Source organism: Roseovarius sp. MBR-154, from assembly GCF_053628595.1.
Genome location: NZ_JBRJGR010000004.1, coordinates 108404 through 129416 on the forward strand (window position 1 = coordinate 108404; position 21013 = coordinate 129416).

Genomic DNA, 21013 nt, shown 5'->3' on the forward strand with positions numbered 1-21013 from the left:
CATGCCGCGCCGCCTGATCTTTCTTCCGGTTCTGGCGCTGATCGCCGTGGTGGCGGGCATCGGCCTGATGCTGGGCGGGCGTGCGGTGACGACGACCGAGACAGAGGCAATCGAGCGCATGGCGGCGCGCTATCTGGCCGAGGCGGGCGCGGGGGCGGCGCGTTCGGACTGTGCGGCGCGCCCGGCGGAGAGCGATGATCTGTGGCTGGTGGTGGCCTGCGGCGACTACGAGTATTTCGTCGATGCCTATGGGCGGCTGGTACATCGCAACGCGCCCGAGGCGGCGTCATGAGCGGCACGCGCCCCTTGTTGCGGCCCGCGCCCTATGAGGTGCTGCGCGACGAGTTCCGGTGGGATATCCCGGCGCGGCTGAACATGGCCGCGCAGGTGTGCGACGATTGGGCCGAAGCGGCACCGGAGCGCGTGGCGATCATCGACCTTTCGGGCGATGGCCCGCGCGAGGTGAGCTATGGCGCGTTGCGGGGCATGGCGGATGGGCTGGCGCAGGCCTTGCTGGCGCGGGGTGTGATGCAGGGTGACCGGGTGGGCGTGTTGCGCAGCCAGGGCACGTGGTGTGCCGCAGCCCATATCGCAATCTGGAAAATAGGTGCGATTTCAATCCCTTTGTTCAAACTCTTCAAGCACGATGCGCTGTCGAGCCGGGTGCGCGATGCGGGCGCGCGGGTGGTCGTGACCGATGCCGAGGGCGCGGAGATGCTGGCCGGGTTCGGTGAGTTGGAGGCGCTCACGCCTGAGCGCGAGGCGCTGCCCGAGGGGCGGTTCGAGACGGCGGAGACCGGGGCGGAGACGCCTGCCGTGCTGATCTACACGAGCGGCACCACGGGCAGCCCCAAGGGCGCGCTGCACGGCCACCGTGTGTTGACCGGGCATTTGCCGGGGGTGGAGATGAGCCACGATTTCCTCGGGCAACCCGGCGATTGCCTGTGGACGCCTGCCGATTGGGCGTGGATCGGCGGGCTGTTCGATGTGCTGATGCCGGGGCTGGCGATCGGGGTGCCGGTGGTGGCGGCGCGTATGACCAAGTTCAGCGTTGCGGAGTGCGTGAGGATCGTCTCGGAAGGTTCTGTGAAAAATGTGTTTTTTCCGCCGACGGCCCTCCGAATGCTGAAAGCCGAAGATGCGCGAATCGAAGGTTTGCGCAGCGTGGCGAGCGGCGGTGAGCCGCTCGGGCCCGAGATGCTCGACTGGGGACGGCGCGCCTTTGGGCTCACCATCAACGAGTTCTACGGGCAGACCGAGTGCAACATGGTGGGATCGTCCTGCGGGGCGCTGGTCGATCCGCGCCCGGGTGCGCTTGGCCGCGCCGTGCCGGGGCACGAGGTCGCGGTGATCGACGGCGAGGGCGTAGAAACGAGGGGTGAGGGCGATATCGCGATCAGGAGAGGTTCGGCCTCCATGATGTTGGAATATTTTGGAAAACCGCAAGAGACGGCGGAGAAGTTCCGGGGCGATTGGTTGCTGACCGGCGACCGGGGCGTGATCGAGGACGGGTTCATTCGTTTTGTCGGGCGGGAGGATGACGTGATCACCTCGGCAGGTTACCGAATCAGCCCGGCGGAGATCGAGGATTGCCTGCTGACGCATGACGCGGTGGCGACGGTGGGAGTGGTCGGCAAGCCCGACCGCCTGCGCACCGAGATCGTCAAGGCCTATGTGGTGTTGCGCGAGGGTTGGGAGGCGTCCGCATCCTTGGCTGACACGTTGCAGACGCATGTCAAGGAACGTCTTGCAAGTTATTCTTATCCCAGAGAAATCCAGTTTCTGGATGCATTGCCGATGACGGTGACCGGCAAGGTGATCCGTAAGGATCTGAGGGCGCGCGCGGCGTCGGAGGGCAATGAATGAACAGTGTTGCGCATGAAATAAGGGCTGGCGCGGTGGCCAGCCCTCCGGGTTCGGTTCTGACGGCGGACCGCTCAGAATTTGTGAACATATGCCACGTTGAAGACCCAGGGGTCGATCTCGGCCTTGCCGATGTTGGTACCGTTCAGTTTCACGTCGCTGTCGATGTCGATCCAGCGGACATCGGCGCGCAGCGAACCTTTTTCGCTGACCGCGAAATCGAGACCGGCATGCAGGGCCACACCCCAGGAATCGTCGAGGCTCAGGTTGTTGCCGGCGATCGGGCCTTTTGCATCGTCATCGAAGAAGTAGGTATAGTTGATACCGACACCTGCGAAGGGTGTGATGCGGCTGCTGTTGGTGAAGTGATATTGCAGCGAAAGGGTGGGCGGCAGATGCTTCACACTGCCGATCTTGGTGCCGTTGCTGTCGATGTCGTGGCTGAACGGCCAAGAGGCGAGCAACTCGATCCCGACATTGTCCATGACAAAATACTCGACGGTGATCGTGGGGCTGAAACCTTCATCGACGTCGATCGGGGTCGGGCCGGCCAGGATGCCGTTGTTGTCCTTGGGCACGACGACGCCGATGCCGAGGCCGACGGTGATATCGCCCTGCTCCTGAGCGAGCGCCGGAGCGGCGGTCGAAGCCAGAAGGGCGGCGAGGGTGAGGGCTGTTATGTTTTTCATGGTCTTTCCACTCTTGTTCTTACAGGGGCCGGTATGCGCGCGTTTTCGTCAAATCACTTTGATGTGTATCAAGTTGCGGAGCCGTTGCCGCGCTGTGGTGAAATTGCAACAGGCGGGGTGTGCCCTGCCCAGATGCGGGGGATTGCGTTATGCAACTGAAATCGGCGGTTCTGCCCTCCTCGGAGGCGTTCAAGGCCAATGAGGCGGGCCATCTGGAGGCGCTGCGTCTGGTCGAGGAGGCGGCTTTACAGGCGGCGGCGGGGGGCGGTGAGCGCGCCCGCGAGCGGCATCTGTCGCGCGGCAAGATGCTGCCGCGCGACCGGGTGGCCGCACTGCTCGATCCGGGTAGCCCGTTTCTGGAGGTAGGGGCCACGGCGGCGCATGGTCTTTATGACGGGGCGGCGCCGGGGGCGGGTGTGATCGCCGGAGTCGGCCGGGTGCAGGGGCGCGACTGCATGGTGGTCTGCAACGACGCCACGGTGAAGGGCGGCACCTATTACCCGATGACCGTCAAGAAGCACCTGCGCGCGCAGGAGATCGCCGAGGAATGCCATCTGCCCTGCATCTACCTGGTGGATAGCGGCGGCGCGAACCTGCCCAATCAGGATGAGGTCTTCCCCGACCGCGATCATTTCGGGCGGATTTTCTACAATCAGGCGCGGATGAGCGCCAAGGGTATCGCGCAGATTGCCGTGGTGATGGGAAGTTGCACGGCGGGCGGGGCCTATGTGCCTGCCATGTCGGATGTCACCATCATCGTGCGGGATCAGGGCACGATCTTTCTGGCCGGGCCGCCCCTGGTCAAGGCTGCGACCGGCGAGGTGGTGACGGCCGAGGATCTGGGCGGCGGCGATGTGCATACGCGCCTATCGGGCGTGGCGGATTATCTGGCCGAGGATGACGCGCATGCGCTGGCCTTGGCACGGCGCGCGGTGGGCAATCTGGGGGATGGGCTTGCCCCGGTCCGGGGCTGGCAGCCACCAGAAGAGCCCGCCTATGATCCGGCGGAATTGCTCGGCGTAGTGCCTGCCGATCTGCGCACGCCCTACGATATCCGCGAGGTGATCGCGCGACTGGTGGACGCAAGCCGCTTTGACGAGTTCAAGGCGCGCTTCGGCGAGACGCTGGTCACGGGCTTTGCCCATGTGAAGGGCTGCCCGGTGGGGATCATCGCGAACAACGGCGTGCTGTTCTCCGAGGCGGCCTCGAAAGGCGCGCATTTCGTGGAATTGTGTTCGCAGCGGCGTATCCCGTTGGTTTTCTTGCAGAATATCACCGGCTTCATGGTGGGGCGCAAATACGAGAACGAGGGCATCGCGCGGCACGGCGCCAAGTTGGTGACGGCGGTGGCGACGACCTCCGTGCCGAAGATCACCATGCTGGTGGGCGGCTCATTTGGCGCGGGCAATTACGGTATGGCGGGGCGCGCGTATCAGCCGCGATTCCTGTGGACCTGGCCCAATTCGCGGATTTCCGTGATGGGCGGTGCGCAGGCGGCGGGAGTGCTGGCCACCGTGAAGCGCGACGCGATGGAGAAACGCGGCGAGACATGGTCGGCGGAAGACGAGGAGGCGTTCAAGCGCCCGACGGTGGAGATGTTCGAGCGGCAGGCGCATCCGCTTTATGCCAGCGCCCGGCTGTGGGACGATGGCTGCATCGACCCGCGAAAGAGCCGGGATGTGCTGGCGCTCAGCCTGCGGGCGGCGCTGAATGCGCCGGTGGAGGAGACGCGCTTTGGCGTCTTCCGGATGTGAGGGTGGTGATGTCGGGATTTGAGTATTTTGGGAACGCTGAATGTGGGGACGTGCGCCATGTTTGAGCGGATTCTGGTGGCCAACAGGGGCGAGATCGCAGCCCGCGTGATGCGGACGGCGCAGGAGATGGGCGTCGAGGTGGTGGCGGTCTATTCCGATGCCGACCGCGGCGCGGCGCATGTGGCGATGGCGGATCTGGCGGTGCATATCGGCCGGTCGGCCCCCGCGGACAGCTATCTGAAGGGCGAGGCGATCATCGCGGCGGCGCTGGAGACCGGGGCGGAGGCGATCCATCCCGGCTATGGGTTTCTGAGCGAGAACCCCGATTTCGTCGAGGCGGTGGAGGCGGCGGGGCTGGTGTTTATCGGCCCGTCGGCGGATGCGATCCGGGCGATGGGGCTCAAGGATGCCGCCAAGGCGCTGATGGAGGAGGCGGGCGTGCCGGTGGTGCCGGGCTATCATGGCAGCAATCAGGACCCTGAACATCTGGCCGGGGCGGCCGACACGATAGGCTATCCGGTGCTGATCAAGGCCGTGGCGGGCGGCGGCGGCAAGGGCATGCGGCTGGTGGAGCGGCCACAGGATTTTGCTGATGCCCTGGAGAGCGCGCGGGGCGAGGCGCGCACGGCCTTCGGCAATGCAGATGTGCTGATCGAGAAGTACGTCGAGAAGCCGCGCCATATCGAGGTGCAGGTGTTCGGCGATGGCACCCGCGCGGTGCATCTTTTCGAGCGGGATTGCTCGTTGCAGCGCCGCCATCAGAAGGTGATCGAAGAGGCCCCCGCACCGGGCATGACCGAGGCGATGCGCGCCGCAATGGGGCAGGCGGCGGTGCGGGCGGCTGAGGCGATCGGCTATAGCGGTGCGGGCACGGTGGAGTTCATCGTCGACGGCTCGGACGGGCTGCGCGCCGACCGGTTCTGGTTCATGGAGATGAACACGCGGTTGCAGGTGGAGCATCCGGTGACGGAGGCCATAACCGGCGTCGATCTGGTCGAATGGCAGTTGCGGGTGGCCGCCGGGGAGGGGCTTCCTGCGCGGCAGGAGGAGCTGAGCATCACGGGCCATGCCTTCGAGGCGCGGCTTTATGCCGAGGATGTGCCGAAAGGATTTCTACCTGCAACCGGCAGGCTGTCGCATCTGGCCTTTCCGGCAGGCTGTCGCGCCGATAGCGGGGTGCGCTCGGGCGACGAGATCAGCCCGTTCTATGATCCGATGATCGCCAAGGTGATCACCCATGGCCCGACGCGCGCCGTGGCGCTGCGGCGGCTGGCGCGCGCGCTGGAGCGGTGCGAGGTGGCCGGGACGGTCACCAATCTCGGCTTTCTCGGTGCGCTGGCGCGGCATAAGGGGTTTGCCCGCGGCGATGTCGATACCGGGCTGATTGCGCGGGATATCGAGACGCTGGTGGTGGCCCCGTTGGCAGGGTCGGGCGAGGCCGCGCTCGCGGCCTTGGCCGGGTTGGGGCTGATGGAGGAGGCGCCGGAGGAGGCGGGTTTTGTCCTGTGGCAGCCGCTGGAGCGGGATGTGGTCTTGATCCATGAAGGCGACGAGATCACGGTGCGGTTGCGCACCCTCTCGGCGACGGCCCACGATCTGCGGGTGGGTGAGACATGGGTCGCTGCGCGGCGTGTGGACGGGCAATGGCGGCTGGACGGTCAGCCCGCGCCCGGGATGGCGGTGGATGGTACGCGGATCACGGTCTTTGTGCGATACGGGCTGGCCTTCGATCTGGTCGATCCGTTGGCGCGGGACAGCGCGGCGGGCGGCGATGCGGCGCTCATCGAGGCGCCGATGCCGGGGCTGGTCAAGGCGGTGTTCGCGCGCGCCGGGCAGGCGGTGACCAAGGGCGACCGGCTGGCGGTGCTGGAGGCGATGAAGATGGAGCATAGCCTGCTGGCTGCGCGCGACGGGGTGGTGGCCGAGGTGCTCGTCGCGACAGGCGATCAGGTCAGCGCGGGGGCGGCGTTGGTGCGGTTGGAAGATGCGGGTCAGACATGACGGATGGCCCGCATCTGATAGGCTACGGGCCGAGCGTCTATACCCGCGCGGTGAAAATGGCATTCGTGCTCAAACAGGTAGCCTACGATTACTCGGAAATTGACCCATTCGAGCCGAACCAAGCTGAAACGCTCGGTCAAATGCACCCGTTCCACAAGGTGCCGGTTATCAAGCATCGAGGCGTCAGGCTCTCGGAAACGCAGGCGATTCTGGATTACATCGACGGGGCGTTCCCGGGATCGGCATTGATGCCGAAAGATGTATTGGCCAGAGCCCGGGCGCGACAAGTCATGTGCATCACGGATGCCTATCTGTATCGACCTCTGATCACGCAGGCCTTTTCGCACGGCGTGTTTCGGCCGCTTGTCGGCGAAGCGTTCGACCCTGCCGAGGTCCATGCGGGGCTGATCGACGCCCCCAGAGTACTGGATGCCTTGGAGGAGATCGCTGCGGAAGGGCAAGCCTTGACGACCGGGTACATGTCGCTTGCGGACTGTCTGCTCTGGCCGATGATGGACTACTTTGCCATGTTGCCGGAGGGAAGACAGATGATGACGCAGCGCGGCGCGTTGTGGGCATGGGCACAGTGGATCGGGACAACCCCAGTCGCCGAAGTCACGCGGCCCGACTGGGCAGGAGACGAGGTATCATGATTACGCTGCATCATGTGCCGTTGGCGCGCTCGCTGCGGGTGCTGTGGCTGCTGGACGAGTTGGGGCTCGACTATGAGCTGCGCTATTATTCGATCCGCGACGGCTCCATGCGTAGCCCGGAGTTTCTGGCGCTGTCACCCGCCGGGCGGGTTCCGGTGCTGCAGCATCAGGGTGCTGTCTGGGTGGAGAGTGCTGCCATCGTGCAGATGTTGTGCGAGACCTATCCCGATGCCGGGTTGATGCCGAAGCCGGGCCATCCGGAGCGCGCCCGGTTCCTGGAAATGCTGAGCCTTTCGGAGACGGTGGGCTGTCTGCTGGAAAATCTCAACCTCAACCAGGTGTTCCTGCGCCCGCCTGCGCGCCCGTCGCTCACGGTGGTGAAGCTCCTGAACGCGCGGCTGCGGGCGGTGCTGGCGGCGATGGAGGCGCGGCTGGCGGGCGATTACCTATTGCCCTCGGGGTTTTCGGCGGCTGATATCATGTTTGCCTACGGGTTTGAGCTGGCGCGGTATTATGTTGATCTGGACGCCTATCCGCGTCTCATGGCGTATTGGGACGGGTTGCGCGCGCGGCCCGGGTATCAAAGGGCCAAGGCGCGGGACGGCGCGCAGGATATCTATGCGCAGGAGTTCTATCCTGTGCCGGAGGAGTGAATATGGCTGAGCGCGTTGAAATCTTCGAGGTAGGCCCGCGCGACGGGTTGCAGAACGAGGCGGCGCGGATCGCCACGCGCGACAAGATCGCCTTTGTGAACCTGCTGAGCGAGGCCGGATTCTCGCGCATCGAGGTAGCGAGTTTCGTCAGTCCGAAATGGGTGCCGCAGATGGCCGACTCGGGCGAGGTCTTGCGCGGGATCAGGCGCGCGCCGGGGGTGCGTTATGCGGCCCTCACGCCGAACATGCGCGGGCTGTCGGATGCGCTCGAGGCCGGGGCGGATGAGGTGGCGATCTTCGGCTCGGCCTCGGAGGGGTTCTCGAAGGCCAATATCAACGCCACGATCGACGAAAGCCTCGCGCGGTTCGCCCCGGTGCTGGAGGCGGCGGGGGCCGAGGGGCTGCGGGTGCGCGGCTATGTCTCCTGCGTGGTCGAGTGCCCCTATGACGGGCCGGTGGCCCCGGCGGCGGTGGTGCGCGTGGCCGAGGCGCTGTGGCAGATGGGATGTTACGAGATCAGCCTTGGCGACACCATCGGGCAGGGCAGGCCCGAGGCGGTTGATGCGATGCTGGCGGCGGTCCGCGATGCGCTGCCGGCGGAGCGGCTGGCTGGGCATTTCCACGACACGGGCGCGCGGGCGCTTGATAATATCGAGGTGGCGTTGGCGCGTGGCCTGCGGGTGTTCGATGCCGCAGTCGGTGGGCTTGGTGGCTGTCCCTATGCGCCTGGTGCTGCGGGCAATGTGGCGACGGAAAAGGTGCATGACCGGCTGACGGCGCTGGGCTATGAGACTGGTCTCGACCGGCACGTTCTGGCGCAGGCGGCGGAGAGGGCGCGGGCGATGCGGGGTGCGGCGCAAAAATCTTGAAAAGATCTTTGGCAAATTTCTTGTGAAGAGATTTGGTGCGAGGAGGAGAGGGCATGACCGAGACGATCAGCATTGAGCGGGACGCGCGCGGCGTGGCCACACTTTGGCTGGACCGGGCCGAGAAGCACAACGCGATGTCGGCGCAGATGATCGCCGAGTTGCATCAGGCGGCTACGGATCTGGGGGCTGATGATGCTGTGCGGGTCGTGGTGCTGGCGGCCAGGGGCAGGACATTCTGCGCCGGGGGCGATCTGGGCTGGATGCGGGAACAGTTCGAGGCGGAACCGGAGATGCGCGGGCGCGAGGCGGCCAAGCTGGCGCATATGTTACAGGCGCTCAACACCCTGCCCAAGCCGCTGATCGGTCGGGTCCAGGGCAATGCCTTTGGCGGCGGTGTCGGGGTGATGAGCGTCTGCGATGTGGTGATCGGGATGGAGGCTGCGAAATTCGCGCTGACCGAGACGCGGCTGGGGCTGATCCCTGCCACCATCGGGCCTTACGTTGCGGCGCGTATCGGCGAGGCACGGGCGCGGCGCGTCTTCATGTCGGGGCGGCGATTCGATGCGGGTGAGGCGAAAGATCTGGGCTTGCTGGCGCGGGCGGTGCCCGAGGGTGAACTTGATGCGGCGGTCGAGGCCGAGGTCGCGCCCTATCTCGATTGCGCGCCGGGGGCGGTGGCGCGGGCCAAGGCGCTGTTGCGGGATCTGGGGCCGAGGATCGACGAGGACGTGATCGCGCAGACCGTCGAGGCGCTGGCCGAATGCTGGGCCGGGGACGAGGCGCCGGAGGGCATCGGCGCGTTTTTCGACAAGCGCGCGCCCCGCTGGCGGGGTTGAGTCGCGCGGATTTGCCGCGATGCGGCGAGGGGCGGTCAGGTTTCCGGCCCAATTCGCACGATTTGCGGCATACTATCGCATACATAAATGCAGATTTAGGCCTGCCGGGCGATCAAACCCACGCACGCTTGGTTGACCCCATCAAGGGGCGGGTTTAAACCCTGCATAGTCATGCAGCCATCTTGATGCGCCCGCGCCCGCGCATGAAAGGAGCCACCCCGTGGAAGAGATGCTGAGGGAATACCTCCCCATCCTGATTTTGCTGGCCATTGCCATAGGGCTCGGGCTCGTCCTGATCCTCGCGGCGGTGGTGCTTGCGGTTCGTAACCCCGACGCGGAAAAGCTCAGCGCCTATGAATGCGGTTTCAACGCCTTTGATGATGCGCGGATGAAGTTCGACGTGCGCTTTTATCTGGTGTCGATCCTGTTCATCATCTTTGACCTCGAGATTGTCCTGCTATTTCCATGGGCGGTCGCCTTTCAGGATCTGAGCATGGCGGCATTTTGGTCGATGATGGCGTTTCTGGCCGTACTGACCGCCGGATTCGCCTATGAATGGCGCAAGGGAGCGATGGAATGGCAGTGAACGATCAAGACGACGCGGTCGTGACCGAAACGCAGGGGCAGGGCCAGGGTGTCCAGAGCCCGCGCGTGAAATCCGCCCCCTCGAGCCTCGCCCCGGTTGAAGCCTATGCGCCGGGCGAGACCCGCGAGCCGGCGATGCAGGCGCTGAATGCCGAGTTGCAGGACAAGGGGTTTCTGGTGACCTCGACCGAGGATATCATCAACTGGGCGCGCACCGGCAGCCTGCACTGGATGACCTTTGGCCTCGCGTGCTGCGCCGTCGAGATGATGCACACCGCGATGCCGCGCTATGATGTGGAGCGGTTCGGCTTTGCGCCGCGCGCCAGCCCGCGCCAGTCCGATGTGATGATCGTGGCGGGCACGCTGACCAACAAGATGGCCCCGGCGCTGCGCAAGGTCTATGACCAGATGCCGGAGCCGCGCTATGTGATCTCGATGGGGTCCTGCGCCAATGGCGGCGGTTATTACCACTACAGCTATTCCGTGGTGCGCGGCTGTGACCGGATCGTGCCCGTGGATATCTACGTGCCCGGTTGCCCGCCGACCGCCGAGGCGCTGGTCTATGGCATCCTGCAATTGCAGCGCAAAATCCGCCGGACGGGGACGATCACGAGATGAGCAAGGCACTCAAGGAACTGGGCGCATATATCGAGGTGAAGCGCGGCGATTGCGTTCTGGGCTGGGATGTCACGCATGGAGAGCTCAATGTCGATGTGGCGCTCTCGAATATCAGAGGGCTGGTGGAGTTTCTAAAGACCGATCAGACCTGTGCGTTCTCGACGCTGGTCGATATCACGGCCGTGGATTATCCCGAACGGCCCAAGCGGTTCGACGTGGTCTATCATCTGCTCAGCATGTATCAGAACCACCGCATCAGGCTGCGCCTTGCAGCGCGGGAAGAAGATATGGTGCCCTCGATTACCGAGATCCATCCATCGGCCAACTGGTTCGAGCGCGAGGTGTTCGACATGTTCGGCATTCTCTTTTCGGGCCATCCCGACCTGCGCCGCATCCTCACGGATTACGGCTTTCGCGGCCATCCGCTGCGCAAGGATTTCCCGACCACCGGCTATACCGAGGTCCGCTATGACGAGGTGCAGAAGCGCGTCGTCTACGAGCCGGTGAAGCTGGTGCAGGAATACCGCCAGTTTGATTTCATGTCGCCCTGGGAAGGTGCCGAATACATCCTTCCGGGCGATGAGAAGGAGGGCACGAAATGATGGGCGGCGGCTATGGTATGGGCGGCGGTGGCGTGATCGTCATGTTGATCTTTGCCGCATTGGTGATCATCCCGTTCTGGAAGCTCTTGCCGAAATTCGGCATTCCCAGTTGGGTCAGCCTCGTGTCGATCATCCCGCTTGGGGCGCTGGTGCTGATTTGGGTCATGGCGTTCCGCGACAAGCTTGACGGAGGACGTGGATAATGGACGGCTCCAAATTCGAAGACACGCTGACAGGCGAGCAGAAGATTCGCAACTTCAACCTCAACTTCGGCCCGCAACACCCTGCCGCACATGGAGTTTTGCGTCTGGTGCTGGAGCTGGACGGCGAAATTGTCGAGCGGTGCGACCCGCATATCGGCCTGCTGCATCGCGGCACCGAGAAGCTGATGGAAAGCCGCACCTACCTGCAGAATCTGCCCTATCTCGACCGGCTCGATTACGTGGCGCCGATGAATCAGGAGCACGCCTGGTGTCTGGTCATCGAAAAGCTGACCGGCACGCCGGTGCCGCGCCGCGCGAGCCTGATCCGGGTGCTTTACTCCGAACTCGGGCGCATACTGAACCATCTGCTGAACGTGACCACGCAAGCGATGGACGTGGGCGCGCTGACCCCACCGCTCTGGGGGTTCGAAGAGCGCGAAAAGCTGATGGTGTTCTATGAGCGGGCCTGTGGGGCGCGGCTCCACGCGGCCTATTTCCGGCCCGGTGGCGTGCATCAGGACCTGCCGCCGGAACTGATCGATGATATCGAGGAATGGGCCAGGGATTTCCCGCGCGTGCTTGACGATATCGACGGGCTCTTGACCGAGAACCGCATCTTCAAGCAGCGCAACGCCGATATCGGAGTGGTCAGTCAGCAGGAGGCGCTCGACTGGGGCTTTTCCGGCGTGATGGTGCGGGGCAGCGGCATGGCCTGGGATCTGCGCCGCGCGCAGCCTTATGAATGCTATGACGAGTTCGATTTCCTCGTGCCGGTGGGCAAGAATGGCGATTGCTATGATCGGTATCTGGTGCGGATGGAAGAGATGCGCCAGAGCCTGCGGATCATCCATCAGGCCATCGAGAAGCTCCGCGCGCCCGAAGGGCAGGGCGATATCCTGTCGCGGGGCAAGGTGACGCCGCCCAAGCGGGGCGAGATGAAGCGCTCAATGGAGGCGCTGATCCACCACTTCAAGCTTTATACCGAGGGCTTTCACGTGCCCGAGGGAGAGGTCTACTGCGCGGTTGAGGCCCCCAAGGGCGAGTTCGGCGTGTATCTTGTGGCGGATGGCACAAATCGGCCTTACCGCGCCAAGCTGCGCGCGCCGGGATTCCTGCACTTGCAGGCGATGGACCATATCTCCAAGGGGCATCAACTGGCCGATATCGCGGCGATCATCGGCACGATGGATGTCGTCTTTGGGGAGATCGACCGGTAATGAGTGCGGCTTGGTTTGGCAATGCGGGGCGGATAGCGGCGGGGTGTCTCACCTTGACATTGCTGTCTTCTGCCGTGCAGGCGCAGGCCGTACCATCTGACCGGATCGAGGCCTTTGTCGCCGTGATGGCTGAGCATGGCTGCCGGATGTCGCCGTTTCGGGCCGATGAGGTAATGCCGGGCGCGGGCTTTGACGACAAGGCCGAGACCAAGGCGATCGCCGAGCAGTTGATCACCGAGGAGCGCGCGCGCATTCTCGACGGTCAACTCGTGGTGTTTGGCGGGGCCTGCGGAGGGAGACTCGATTATTCCGGACGCGAGCGGTTCTTTGCTGCGATTGCCGACAATAACTGCGTGATGACCATCGACGAGGCCAAGCTGTTGCTGCCGCGTGTGGGGGTCGAGATGACCGAGGTGCAGCTATTGATGGACAAGATGCTGCGCATGTCCGAAATCCGCCTCTCTTCGGATGAAACGGCGGTGTTTCTTGAAGAGAGCCTGTGCCAGAAGTTCATGGGCCTCTCGCCGCAGATGATGGCGAGCACGCCCGAGACGGAAGTGGTGCCGCGCAGCCCGGACGTGCTGCGCGCCGATTTCATTGCCTATATGCAGGGTGTGGGCTGCTCGCTTGGCCGGACCGAGGCGGACCGGCAACTCCCCGCCGCCGGGTTTACCACCAAGGAGTTGCGCCCGGTGATCGGCGCGATGATCGAGGCGGGCGAGGCCGATATGAATGTCGCCGATGACAGCCTGACGATTTCAAAGGAGTTGTGCCCCCGATGAGCCGAATAGTCCTCGCCTTGGGCCTGCTTGGCCTGACCGCCGCCTGCGCGCTGCCGCCCGATGGCGTGAGCGAGGCCGATCTGGCGACTTACGATTCCGCCGTGACCAGCCTTGGATGTACCCTTGTGACCGAGCCGGATTATCTGGCCGCCGGCATTCAGACCGGCCTCTCACGCGAGCAACTGCTTGAGGTGACTGCCTATAAACTCTCCTCCGGTGCGGCCGAACGGCTGCCTGACGGGGGCATCAAACTTACCACAGGAGCCTGTGCCTGAGAATGCTACGTCGTCTCCATCATGACCAGCCCGAGAGCTTTGCCTTCAGCCCCGCCAATCAGGCCTGGGCCGAGGGGCAGATCAGCAAGTATCCCGAGGGGCGGCAGGCAAGCGCGGTCATTCCGCTCTTGTGGCGCGCGCAGGAGCAGGAGGGCTGGCTGAGCCGCCCGGCGATCGAGCATGTCGCTGACATGCTGGATATGGATTATATCCGCGCGCTGGAGGTCGCGACCTTCTACTTCATGTTCCAGCTGCAACCGGTTGGCAGCGTTGCACATTTACAAATTTGCGGCACCACCAGCTGCATGATCTGCGGGGCCGAGGACCTGATCGGCGTCTGCAAGGACAAGATCGCCGCCAACCCGTATGAGCTGTCGGCGGATGGCAAGTTTTCATGGGAAGAGGTGGAATGCCTTGGGGCCTGCGCAAATGCGCCGATGGCGCAGATCGGCAAGGATTACTACGAGGATCTGACCGCCGCGCGTTTTGCCGAGATCATCGACGAACTGGCGGCGGGCAAGGTGCCGACGCCCGGGCCGCAGAACGGGCGCTATGCGTCGGAGCCCAAGGCGGGGCTCACCAGCCTCACCGATTTCGAGAGCGGGCGGGCGAAGTACAATGCCAGCGTGCAGCGTGCGGTGGACCAGGGCGATACCATCAAGCGGATCGACGGGTCAGAGGTTCCGCTGCTCACACCTTGGCGAGACAAGGGCGTGATGCACCAGCCCGCCGCGCCGTCGGTCAAGATCAATGACGAACCGGTCGAGATCCGGCCGAAGGTCGACCCGGCCACGCCTGTGGACAAGACCGGCTCGACAGTTCGCGAGGCGCAGGCCAAGACCAAGGCCAAGCCCGAGGCGTCTGCGGCCGCGAAGCCGGTTCAGGAACCGAAAGAGCCCGAAGTCGAGGCTGGGCAGGGCACCAAGCCCGCGACGCTGGAGGCCCCGCGTGACGGCAACGCGGATGACCTGAAGATGATCAAGGGGGTTGGCCCCAAGCTCGAGGCGCTGCTGCACGAGTTTGGGTTCTACCACTTCGATCAGATTGCGAGTTGGACGGAGGATGAGGTCAGTTGGGTCGATCAGAACCTTGAGGGTTTCAAGGGGCGGGTCAGCCGTGACGACTGGGTTGAGCAGGCAAAACTGCTGGCTGACGGCAAAGAGACGGAGTTCTCTGCCCGGGCCAAGAAAGGCGAGGTCTATTGAACGCGCCTGCTTGATCAACACAGGGGGTTATCATCATGTCTGATACGTCGAAACTGAGCACTTGCCAGATCGTTTGCTGGGGTCTTGCGGTGCTGACCGGGATAGTGGTTCTTTGGTCCGCAGCCGGATCGGTCGGGTTTTTCGCGGCGCTGCTTCTGGGGGCGGCTTTCGCGGTCTTTCTGGGTCTCGTGATCACACGGCTCGTCTGCACAGGGTACGGCGCCGAGGATCGCGGTGTCCAGTCGCACGACGTGAAAGAGGCGGTGCGCCAGTTGACCGGGATCACCGGCTACAAGGCTCCGTTCGACGAGGATGAAGAGCCTGCGCCCGCAGCGGCAAAGCCAGCCCCGGCAAAACCGGCGGCCAAACCCGAAGCAGGCGAGTCGGTGAAATCGGGCACTGTTCTGGAGGGCGAAAAGGAGCTGGCCGAGCGCACGGGCGAATGGAAATACGGCGAAGAGGCGCAATCGGCGGCCCCTGCCGTGACGGATGAGGAAGATGTCGGCACCCGCCCCGAGGCGCTGAGCGCGCCCAAGGGTGGACAGGCCGACGATCTGAAACAGATCAAGGGTGTGGGCCCGAAGCTTGAGAAACTGTGCAACGAGTTGGGCTTTTACCATTTCGACCAGATCGCGGGCTGGAGTGCCGACGAGGTGGCCTGGGTCGATGCCAACATCAAGGGCTTCAAGGGTCGGGTGAGCCGCGATAACTGGGTCGAACAGGCCAAGGTCCTCGCTGCGGGCGGAGAGACGGAGTTCTCCAAACGTGTCGAGGGCGGCGACGTATATTGACGAAGATGGATAATGTCGGACAAGGACGCAGAAACCGCCCGCAAGGGCCGCTTTACCGCGATGGTGATCGCGGGTACGGGCGTGTTCTGGGTTCTGGCGACCTTCATCGGCGGCGAAATGGGGCTCAGCCAGCGCGTGCGCGCGCTGTTTGACCTGATGGCATTGGCGGGGTTCATCTGGGCCTTCGTCTTGATCTACCAAATCTGGCGTGCGCGTCAGGACAATCAGGGGTAACGGGATGCTGAAAGACGAAGACCGTATCTTTACCAATCTCTACGGGATGCATGACCGCAGCCTCAAGGGCGCGCAGGCACGTGGCCATTGGGACGGGACGGCGACAATCCTGCAGAACGGTCGCGCCTGGATCGTCGATCAGATGAAGGCGAGCGGGCTGCGCGGACGTGGCGGCGCGGGCTTTCCCACCGGGCTCAAGTGGTCGTTCATGCCCAAGGAAAGCGACGGGCGGCCCGCCTATCTGGTGGTCAATGCGGATGAGTCTGAACCCGGCACCTGCAAGGATCGTGAGATCATGCGCCACGATCCGCACACGCTGGTCGAGGGCTGTCTGATTGCCAGTTTCGCGATGAACGCGCATGCCTGCTATATCTACATTCGCGGCGAATACATCCGCGAGAAAGAGGCGTTGCAGGCGGCCATAGACGAGGCTTATGAGGCCGGGCTGGTGGGCCGGAACGCCTGCAAATCGGGCTGGGATTTCGACATCTACCTCGTGCATGGCGCGGGGGCCTATATTTGCGGCGAGGAAACCGCGCTGCTGGAGTCGCTCGAGGGCAAGAAGGGCATGCCGCGGATGAAGCCGCCGTTCCCGGCGGGGGCCGGGCTTTATGGCTGCCCGACGACCGTGAACAACGTCGAATCGATCGCCGTGGTGCCGACCATCCTGCGGCGCGGGCCGGAATGGTTCGCGAGTTTTGGCCGGGCCAACAATGCGGGCACCAAGATTTTCGCGATCTCGGGCCATGTGAACAATCCCTGCGTTGTCGAAGAGACCATGTCGATCTCCTTTGAGGAGTTGATCGAGCGGCATTGCGGTGGCATCCGTGGCGGCTGGGACAACCTCAAGGCGGTCATTCCGGGCGGGTCCTCAGTGCCCTGCGTGCGCGGCGAGAACATGAAAGACGCGATCATGGATTTCGACGCGCTCAAGGAGGTGGGGTCGAGCCTCGGCACCGCCGCCGTGATCGTGATGGACAAGGACACCGACATCATCAAGGCGATCTGGCGGCTGTCGAAATTCTACAAGCATGAAAGCTGCGGTCAGTGCACGCCCTGCCGCGAGGGCACCGGCTGGATGATGCGGGTGATGGACCGTCTGGTGCGCGGCGAGGCCGAGGTTGAGGAGATCGACATGCTCTTTCAGGTGACCAAGCAGGTCGAGGGGCATACGATCTGTGCTCTGGGCGATGCGGCGGCCTGGCCGATTCAGGGCCTGATCCGCAATTTCCGCGACGAGATCGAGGACCGTATCAAGGCCAAGCGGGCCGGGCGCGCGAGCGCCGTGGCGGCGGAGTGAATGACGTGACGGATTGCGGCGCAAAAGCACGGAGCGTGCTTCGGGGCATCGGCATCGCGACGGTCGTGATCGCGCTTCTGGCCAGTTGTGCCAGCCGGGAAAAGCGGGTGTTCTTCGACGGGAATTTCTATCCCCCCAAGAGCAGCGGAGAGCGCGACGACCGGCGCAATTTCACCGCCACCGTCGGGCGTGTGTCGCGCGGTGTCGAAGGCGCGCGCAACGCGGCGGTGCATGAGGCCAAGCGCTACTGCCTGAAGAATTTCGGCACCTCCGACATCGTCTGGGCCGGTGTCGCGGAGGGCGAGATCGGGCCGGTCTACCTGCGCTCCGGGGATCGGATCACGGTCGAGGGACGCTGCGAGATATGGTGACGCTGCCGGTCAAATCGCGACCCGGGCGGCGCACGGAAATGCATCAATATGGGCCGGTCGGCCCATGTCAGAGAGCAAGGTAAGTAGAGATGTCTGACCTACGCAAGATCATCATCGACGATCAGGAGATCGAGGTCGAGGGCGCGATGACCCTCATTCAGGCCTGCGAAGAGGCCGGTGTCGAGATCCCGCGCTTTTGCTACCACGAGCGGCTGTCGATCGCCGGCAACTGCCGGATGTGCCTGGTCGAGGTCGTGGGCGGCCCGCCGAAACCGGCGGCAAGCTGTGCCATGCAGGTCAAGGATCTGCGCCCCGGCCCCGAGGGGCAGCCGCCGGTGGTCAAGACCAACTCGCCGATGGTCAAGAAGGCGCGCGAGGGGGTGATGGAGTTTTTGCTCATCAACCATCCGCTCGATTGCCCGATTTGCGATCAGGGCGGTGAATGCGACCTGCAGGACCAGGCGATGGCCTATGGTGTGGATTTCAGCCGCTACCGCGAACCCAAGCGCGCGACCGAGGATCTCGATCTCGGCCCGCTTGTCGAGACGCATATGACGCGCTGCATCTCCTGCACCCGCTGCGTGCGCTTTACCACCGAAGTGGCAGGCGTGAACGTGATGGGGCAGACGGGGCGCGGCGAGGATGCCGAGATTACCACCTATCTGGGCGAGATCATCGACAGCAACCTGCAGGGCAACATCATCGACCTGTGCCCGGTGGGGGCGCTGGTATCGAAGCCTTATGCCTTCACCGCCCGCCCGTGGGAATTGACCAAGACCGAGACCATCGACGTGATGGATGCGCTCGGGTCGTCCATCCGCGTGGATTGCAAGGGCCGCGAAGTGATGCGTATCCTGCCGCGCAACCATGACGGCACCAACGAGGAATGGATTTCCGACAAGACCCGCTTTGTCTGGGACGGGTTGCGCCGCCAGCGTCTGGACCGGCCCTATATCCGCGAAAACGGCAAGCTGCGCGCGGCCACATGGCCCGAGGCACTGGACAAGGCGGCAGAGGCGATCAAGGGGGTGTCAAGGCTTACCGGTCTGGTCGGCGATCTGGCCCCGGTCGAGGCGGTTTATGCACTGAAAGGTGTGATCGAAGGGCAGGGCGGCACGGTCGAGTGCCGAACCGACAAGGCGCGGCTGCCTGCGGGCCATCGCAGCGCCTATGTTGGCAATACCGCCGTCGAAGCGCTTGATACGGCGAAGAATTTCATCCTGATCGGTACTGATCCGAGCGTCGAGGCGCCGGTGCTGAACGCGCGCATCCGCAAGGCGTGGATCAACGGGGCGGATGTCACCGTGGTCGGCCCCAAGGTGGACCTGACCTATGACTATACCCATGCAGGCACTGATCGGGCGGCGCTTGACGGGTTGAACGCGGCTGAGGATGCCATCGTGATCGTGGGCCAAGGCGCGCTGCAAGAGGCTGATGGCGAGGCGGTGCTCGCCACGGCGCAGGCGCTGACGGGCCGTGTGCTGGTACTGCACACCGCCGCCGCCCGTGTCGGGGCGATGGACGTGGGCGCCGTAACCGAGGGCGGGCTGGATGCCGCCATCGACGGCGCGGACGTGATCTATAACCTCGGGGCCGACGAGGTCGAGATCGCCGAAGGCGCATTCGTGATCTATCAGGGCAGCCATGGCGACCGGGGCGCGCATCGCGCCGATGTGATCCTGCCGGGGGCCGCCTATACCGAGGAACAGGGCCTGTTCGTGAACACCGAAGGCCGCCCGCAACTGGCGCTGCGTGCAGGCTTTGCGCCCGGCGAGGCCAAGGAGAACTGGGCGATCCTGCGCGCGCTGTCGGGTGAGTTGGGCGCGACGCTGCCCTATGACAGCATGGCGCAGCTGCGTCAGGCGTTGGTCAAGGACGTGCCGCATCTCAAGAAGATCGACCGCGTGCCGGAGAACGAGTGGGTGCCGCTGCCCAAGGGCAAGCTGGGAAAGGCCGACTTCCGTCTCGCGATCAAGGATTTCTATCTGACCAATCCCATCGCGCGGTCGAGCGAGTTGATGGCGGAACTGAGTGCCAACGCCAAGGCCCGTGCCAATCAGCCGATGGCGGCGGAGTGAGGATGGCTGCCGCGATCATAACGCCTCTGGCGCTGACCCTGTCGGGCTGCGCCGAGCCGGACGCGCCGCCTGCGTTTCAGCCCGAGTATCAGGGCATCGAGACGCGGCTGCTGGACGGGGATCTGGTGAATTTCCACGTCACCATGCGCGGTGCGCGGGATGCAGAGGACGTGGACCGCTACGCCGAATGCGCCGCCGCGCAGTACACGCTGATCCGGGGCTACGGTTTTGCGCGTCACCTGCGCACGAATGTAAGCGAAGAGGGTGGCATCTGGCAGGGCGATGCGGTTTATACGGTCTCGGCGGCGCTGCCCCGTGGCCTGAAGACGATCGACGCCGAAGTCACGGCCGCGAATTGCGCGGAAAACGGAATACCGATGGTGTGAGGACCTGATGGCTGAATTCTTGACAACCCCGCTCGGGACCCTGGTACTCATCGTTGCACAATGCCTTGCGGTGGTGGGCTTCGTGATGGTGTCGCTGCTGTTCCTGGTCTACGGTGACCGCAAGGTCTGGGCCGCCGTGCAGATGCGGCGCGGCCCCAACGTCGTGGGTGTCTGGGGCCTGTTGCAGACCGTGGCCGACGCGTTGAAATACGTGGTCAAGGAGATCGTCGTGCCGGCGGGGGCCGACAAGGCGGTGTTCATGCTGGCCCCGATGACAAGCTTCGTGCTGGCGATCCTCGCCTGGGCGGTCATTCCGCTCAACGAGGGGTGGGTGCTGTCGGATATCAACGTGGCCGTGCTCTTCGTCTTCGCCGTCTCATCGCTGGAGGTCTATGGCGTGATCATGGGGGGCTGGGCGTCGAACTCCAAATATCCCTTCCTCGGCAGCCTGCGCTCTGCCGCGCAGATGATTTCCTATGAGGTCTCGATTGGTCTCATCATCATCGGGGTGATCATCTCTACCGGCTCGCTGAATTTCGGGGCCATCGTGGCGGCGCAGGATACGGCTTACGGCTTTTTCGGCTGGTACTGGCTGCCGCATCTGCCGATGGTGTTCCTGTTCTTCATCTCTGCGCTCGCCGAGACCAACCGCCCGCCGTTCGACCTGCCGGAGGCCGAATCGGAACTGGTGGCGGGCTATCAGGTGGAATATTCCTCGACGCCGTTCCTGTTGTTCATGGCCGGCGAGTATATCGCCATCTTCCTGATGTGCGCGCTCACGTCGCTGTTGTTCTTTGGCGGCTGGCTGTCGCCCATTCCGGGCCTGCCCGATGGCGTGGCCTGGATGGTCGGCAAGATGGCGTTTTTCTTCTTCATCTTCGCCATGGTCAAGGCGATCACCCCGCGCTATCGCTATGACCAATTGATGCGGATCGGCTGGAAAGTGTTCCTGCCCATGTCGATCGGCTGGGTCGTGATCGTGGCGTTCCTTGCGAAATTCGAAGTGCTCGGCGGGTTCTGGGCCCGTTGGGCGATTGGAGGCTGATCC

At 64.1% G+C, this 21013-nt stretch carries 24 protein-coding genes; 23 read left to right on the forward strand and 1 reads right to left on the reverse strand.

All coding sequences use genetic code 11. The features are described from left to right. Window position 1 precedes the first annotated feature (1 nt). Window positions 2-292, forward strand: coding sequence for a hypothetical protein (locus ACSSV4_RS07070; RefSeq protein WP_454274342.1), 291 nt, complete (start codon window positions 2-4; stop codon window positions 290-292). Further along, entirely contained in the window at window positions 289-1866 is a 1578-nt protein-coding gene (locus ACSSV4_RS07075; protein ID WP_454274343.1) for an AMP-binding protein, read from the forward strand. The genes ACSSV4_RS07070 and ACSSV4_RS07075 overlap by 4 nt, the downstream gene beginning before the upstream one ends. Window positions 1867-1937: 71 nt before the next feature. Here ACSSV4_RS07075 and ACSSV4_RS07080 read toward each other — a convergent pair whose 3' ends face one another. Then, the gene (locus ACSSV4_RS07080; protein WP_454274344.1) at window positions 1938-2552 is read right to left on the reverse strand and encodes an OmpW/AlkL family protein; all 615 of its coding nucleotides are present in this window, start codon (window positions 2550-2552) and stop codon (window positions 1938-1940) included. A gap of 149 nt (window positions 2553-2701) precedes the next feature. On the opposite strand from ACSSV4_RS07080, the gene ACSSV4_RS07085 reads away from it, so the two are divergent. From ACSSV4_RS07085 to nuoH, 21 genes are all read left to right on the forward strand, one after another. Beyond that, on the forward strand, window positions 2702-4306 hold the full coding sequence (locus ACSSV4_RS07085; protein ID WP_454274345.1) for a carboxyl transferase domain-containing protein: 1605 nt from the start codon (window positions 2702-2704) through the stop codon (window positions 4304-4306). A 57-nt stretch (window positions 4307-4363) separates the two neighbouring features. Beyond that, window positions 4364-6307 (forward strand): acetyl/propionyl/methylcrotonyl-CoA carboxylase subunit alpha, encoded by a 1944-nt coding sequence (locus ACSSV4_RS07090; RefSeq protein WP_454274346.1) that lies wholly within the window; start codon window positions 4364-4366, stop codon window positions 6305-6307. Further along, window positions 6304-6960, forward strand: a complete 657-nt coding sequence (locus ACSSV4_RS07095) for a glutathione S-transferase family protein (RefSeq protein ID WP_454274347.1) — start codon at window positions 6304-6306, stop codon at window positions 6958-6960. Before ACSSV4_RS07090 ends, ACSSV4_RS07095 begins: the two co-directional genes overlap by 4 nt. Beyond that, window positions 6957-7613, forward strand: coding sequence for a glutathione S-transferase family protein (locus tag ACSSV4_RS07100; protein ID WP_454274348.1), 657 nt, complete (start codon window positions 6957-6959; stop codon window positions 7611-7613). The genes ACSSV4_RS07095 and ACSSV4_RS07100 overlap by 4 nt, the downstream gene beginning before the upstream one ends. Window positions 7614-7615: 2 nt before the next feature. Next, the gene (locus ACSSV4_RS07105) at window positions 7616-8482 is read left to right on the forward strand and encodes a hydroxymethylglutaryl-CoA lyase (RefSeq protein WP_454274349.1); all 867 of its coding nucleotides are present in this window, start codon (window positions 7616-7618) and stop codon (window positions 8480-8482) included. A 53-nt stretch (window positions 8483-8535) separates the two neighbouring features. After that, complete coding sequence (locus ACSSV4_RS07110; protein ID WP_454274350.1) at window positions 8536-9318, forward strand: crotonase/enoyl-CoA hydratase family protein; 783 nt, start codon at window positions 8536-8538, stop codon at window positions 9316-9318. A 220-nt stretch (window positions 9319-9538) separates the two neighbouring features. Beyond that, the gene (locus ACSSV4_RS07115) at window positions 9539-9904 is read left to right on the forward strand and encodes an NADH-quinone oxidoreductase subunit A (protein WP_454274351.1); all 366 of its coding nucleotides are present in this window, start codon (window positions 9539-9541) and stop codon (window positions 9902-9904) included. Between the two features lie 134 nt (window positions 9905-10038). Next, window positions 10039-10521 (forward strand): NuoB/complex I 20 kDa subunit family protein, encoded by a 483-nt coding sequence (locus tag ACSSV4_RS07120; protein WP_350137751.1) that lies wholly within the window; start codon window positions 10039-10041, stop codon window positions 10519-10521. Continuing rightward, window positions 10518-11123, forward strand: coding sequence for an NADH-quinone oxidoreductase subunit C (locus ACSSV4_RS07125; RefSeq protein ID WP_454274352.1), 606 nt, complete (start codon window positions 10518-10520; stop codon window positions 11121-11123). Before ACSSV4_RS07120 ends, ACSSV4_RS07125 begins: the two co-directional genes overlap by 4 nt. Further along, a complete protein-coding gene (locus ACSSV4_RS07130) occupies window positions 11120-11326 on the forward strand; it encodes a hypothetical protein (protein WP_454274353.1) in 207 nt (68 codons plus the stop codon). The genes ACSSV4_RS07125 and ACSSV4_RS07130 overlap by 4 nt, the downstream gene beginning before the upstream one ends. Continuing rightward, on the forward strand, window positions 11326-12543 hold the full coding sequence (locus tag ACSSV4_RS07135; RefSeq protein WP_454274354.1) for an NADH-quinone oxidoreductase subunit D: 1218 nt from the start codon (window positions 11326-11328) through the stop codon (window positions 12541-12543). Before ACSSV4_RS07130 ends, ACSSV4_RS07135 begins: the two co-directional genes overlap by 1 nt. Before the next feature lie 53 nt (window positions 12544-12596). Beyond that, window positions 12597-13325 carry a hypothetical protein gene (locus ACSSV4_RS07140; RefSeq protein WP_454274355.1) on the forward strand — a complete coding sequence of 243 codons (729 nt, stop codon included), beginning with the start codon at window positions 12597-12599 and terminating at the stop codon, window positions 13323-13325. Further along, window positions 13322-13600 carry a hypothetical protein gene (locus tag ACSSV4_RS07145; RefSeq protein ID WP_454274356.1) on the forward strand — a complete coding sequence of 93 codons (279 nt, stop codon included), beginning with the start codon at window positions 13322-13324 and terminating at the stop codon, window positions 13598-13600. Before ACSSV4_RS07140 ends, ACSSV4_RS07145 begins: the two co-directional genes overlap by 4 nt. A gap of 2 nt (window positions 13601-13602) precedes the next feature. After that, window positions 13603-14805: an NADH-quinone oxidoreductase subunit E gene (locus ACSSV4_RS07150; protein ID WP_454274357.1), complete on the forward strand. Its 1203-nt coding sequence runs from the start codon at window positions 13603-13605 to the stop codon at window positions 14803-14805. Window positions 14806-14840: 35 nt separating this feature from the next. Next, on the forward strand, window positions 14841-15596 hold the full coding sequence (locus ACSSV4_RS07155; RefSeq protein WP_454274358.1) for an NADH:ubiquinone oxidoreductase: 756 nt from the start codon (window positions 14841-14843) through the stop codon (window positions 15594-15596). A gap of 12 nt (window positions 15597-15608) precedes the next feature. Continuing rightward, complete coding sequence (locus ACSSV4_RS07160; RefSeq protein WP_454274359.1) at window positions 15609-15830, forward strand: DUF5337 domain-containing protein; 222 nt, start codon at window positions 15609-15611, stop codon at window positions 15828-15830. Between the two features lie 4 nt (window positions 15831-15834). Next, complete coding sequence (gene nuoF / locus ACSSV4_RS07165; RefSeq protein ID WP_454274360.1) at window positions 15835-17130, forward strand: NADH-quinone oxidoreductase subunit NuoF; 1296 nt, start codon at window positions 15835-15837, stop codon at window positions 17128-17130. 35 nt (window positions 17131-17165) lie between these two features. Continuing rightward, on the forward strand, window positions 17166-17501 hold the full coding sequence (locus ACSSV4_RS07170) for a hypothetical protein (RefSeq protein WP_454274361.1): 336 nt from the start codon (window positions 17166-17168) through the stop codon (window positions 17499-17501). Window positions 17502-17590: 89 nt separating this feature from the next. After that, window positions 17591-19579 carry an NADH-quinone oxidoreductase subunit NuoG gene (nuoG, locus tag ACSSV4_RS07175; RefSeq protein WP_454274362.1) on the forward strand — a complete coding sequence of 663 codons (1989 nt, stop codon included), beginning with the start codon at window positions 17591-17593 and terminating at the stop codon, window positions 19577-19579. A gap of 2 nt (window positions 19580-19581) precedes the next feature. Next, entirely contained in the window at window positions 19582-19965 is a 384-nt protein-coding gene (locus ACSSV4_RS07180; RefSeq protein WP_454274363.1) for a hypothetical protein, read from the forward strand. 7 nt (window positions 19966-19972) lie between these two features. Further along, window positions 19973-21010 carry an NADH-quinone oxidoreductase subunit NuoH gene (nuoH, locus tag ACSSV4_RS07185; protein ID WP_454274364.1) on the forward strand — a complete coding sequence of 346 codons (1038 nt, stop codon included), beginning with the start codon at window positions 19973-19975 and terminating at the stop codon, window positions 21008-21010. Window positions 21011-21013: the final 3 nt, after the last annotated feature.

Excerpts from the sequence above, each read along its gene's own strand:
- ACSSV4_RS07100 (WP_454274348.1), top strand. The coding sequence starts at position 6,957 with ATGATTACGCTGCATCATGTGCCGTTGGCGCGCTCGCTGCGGGTGCTG.
- nuoG (WP_454274362.1), top strand. The coding sequence starts at position 17,591 with ATGTCTGACCTACGCAAGATCATCATCGACGATCAGGAGATCGAGGTC.
- ACSSV4_RS07150 (WP_454274357.1), top strand. The coding sequence starts at position 13,603 with ATGCTACGTCGTCTCCATCATGACCAGCCCGAGAGCTTTGCCTTCAGC.
- nuoF (WP_454274360.1), top strand. The coding sequence starts at position 15,835 with ATGCTGAAAGACGAAGACCGTATCTTTACCAATCTCTACGGGATGCAT.
- ACSSV4_RS07130 (WP_454274353.1), top strand. The coding sequence starts at position 11,120 with ATGATGGGCGGCGGCTATGGTATGGGCGGCGGTGGCGTGATCGTCATG.
- ACSSV4_RS07075 (WP_454274343.1), top strand. The coding sequence starts at position 289 with ATGAGCGGCACGCGCCCCTTGTTGCGGCCCGCGCCCTATGAGGTGCTG.
- ACSSV4_RS07090 (WP_454274346.1), top strand. The coding sequence starts at position 4,364 with ATGTTTGAGCGGATTCTGGTGGCCAACAGGGGCGAGATCGCAGCCCGC.
- ACSSV4_RS07160 (WP_454274359.1), top strand. The coding sequence starts at position 15,609 with ATGTCGGACAAGGACGCAGAAACCGCCCGCAAGGGCCGCTTTACCGCG.
- ACSSV4_RS07145 (WP_454274356.1), top strand. The coding sequence starts at position 13,322 with ATGAGCCGAATAGTCCTCGCCTTGGGCCTGCTTGGCCTGACCGCCGCC.
- ACSSV4_RS07110 (WP_454274350.1), top strand. The coding sequence starts at position 8,536 with ATGACCGAGACGATCAGCATTGAGCGGGACGCGCGCGGCGTGGCCACA.
- nuoH (WP_454274364.1), top strand. The coding sequence starts at position 19,973 with ATGGCTGAATTCTTGACAACCCCGCTCGGGACCCTGGTACTCATCGTT.
- ACSSV4_RS07155 (WP_454274358.1), top strand. The coding sequence starts at position 14,841 with ATGTCTGATACGTCGAAACTGAGCACTTGCCAGATCGTTTGCTGGGGT.
- ACSSV4_RS07070 (WP_454274342.1), top strand. The coding sequence starts at position 2 with ATGCCGCGCCGCCTGATCTTTCTTCCGGTTCTGGCGCTGATCGCCGTG.
- ACSSV4_RS07180 (WP_454274363.1), top strand. The coding sequence starts at position 19,582 with ATGGCTGCCGCGATCATAACGCCTCTGGCGCTGACCCTGTCGGGCTGC.
- ACSSV4_RS07095 (WP_454274347.1), top strand. The coding sequence starts at position 6,304 with ATGACGGATGGCCCGCATCTGATAGGCTACGGGCCGAGCGTCTATACC.
- ACSSV4_RS07120 (WP_350137751.1), top strand. The coding sequence starts at position 10,039 with ATGCAGGCGCTGAATGCCGAGTTGCAGGACAAGGGGTTTCTGGTGACC.
- ACSSV4_RS07080 (WP_454274344.1), bottom strand. The coding sequence starts at position 2,552 with ATGAAAAACATAACAGCCCTCACCCTCGCCGCCCTTCTGGCTTCGACC.
- ACSSV4_RS07125 (WP_454274352.1), top strand. The coding sequence starts at position 10,518 with ATGAGCAAGGCACTCAAGGAACTGGGCGCATATATCGAGGTGAAGCGC.
- ACSSV4_RS07085 (WP_454274345.1), top strand. The coding sequence starts at position 2,702 with ATGCAACTGAAATCGGCGGTTCTGCCCTCCTCGGAGGCGTTCAAGGCC.
- ACSSV4_RS07135 (WP_454274354.1), top strand. The coding sequence starts at position 11,326 with ATGGACGGCTCCAAATTCGAAGACACGCTGACAGGCGAGCAGAAGATT.
- ACSSV4_RS07105 (WP_454274349.1), top strand. The coding sequence starts at position 7,616 with ATGGCTGAGCGCGTTGAAATCTTCGAGGTAGGCCCGCGCGACGGGTTG.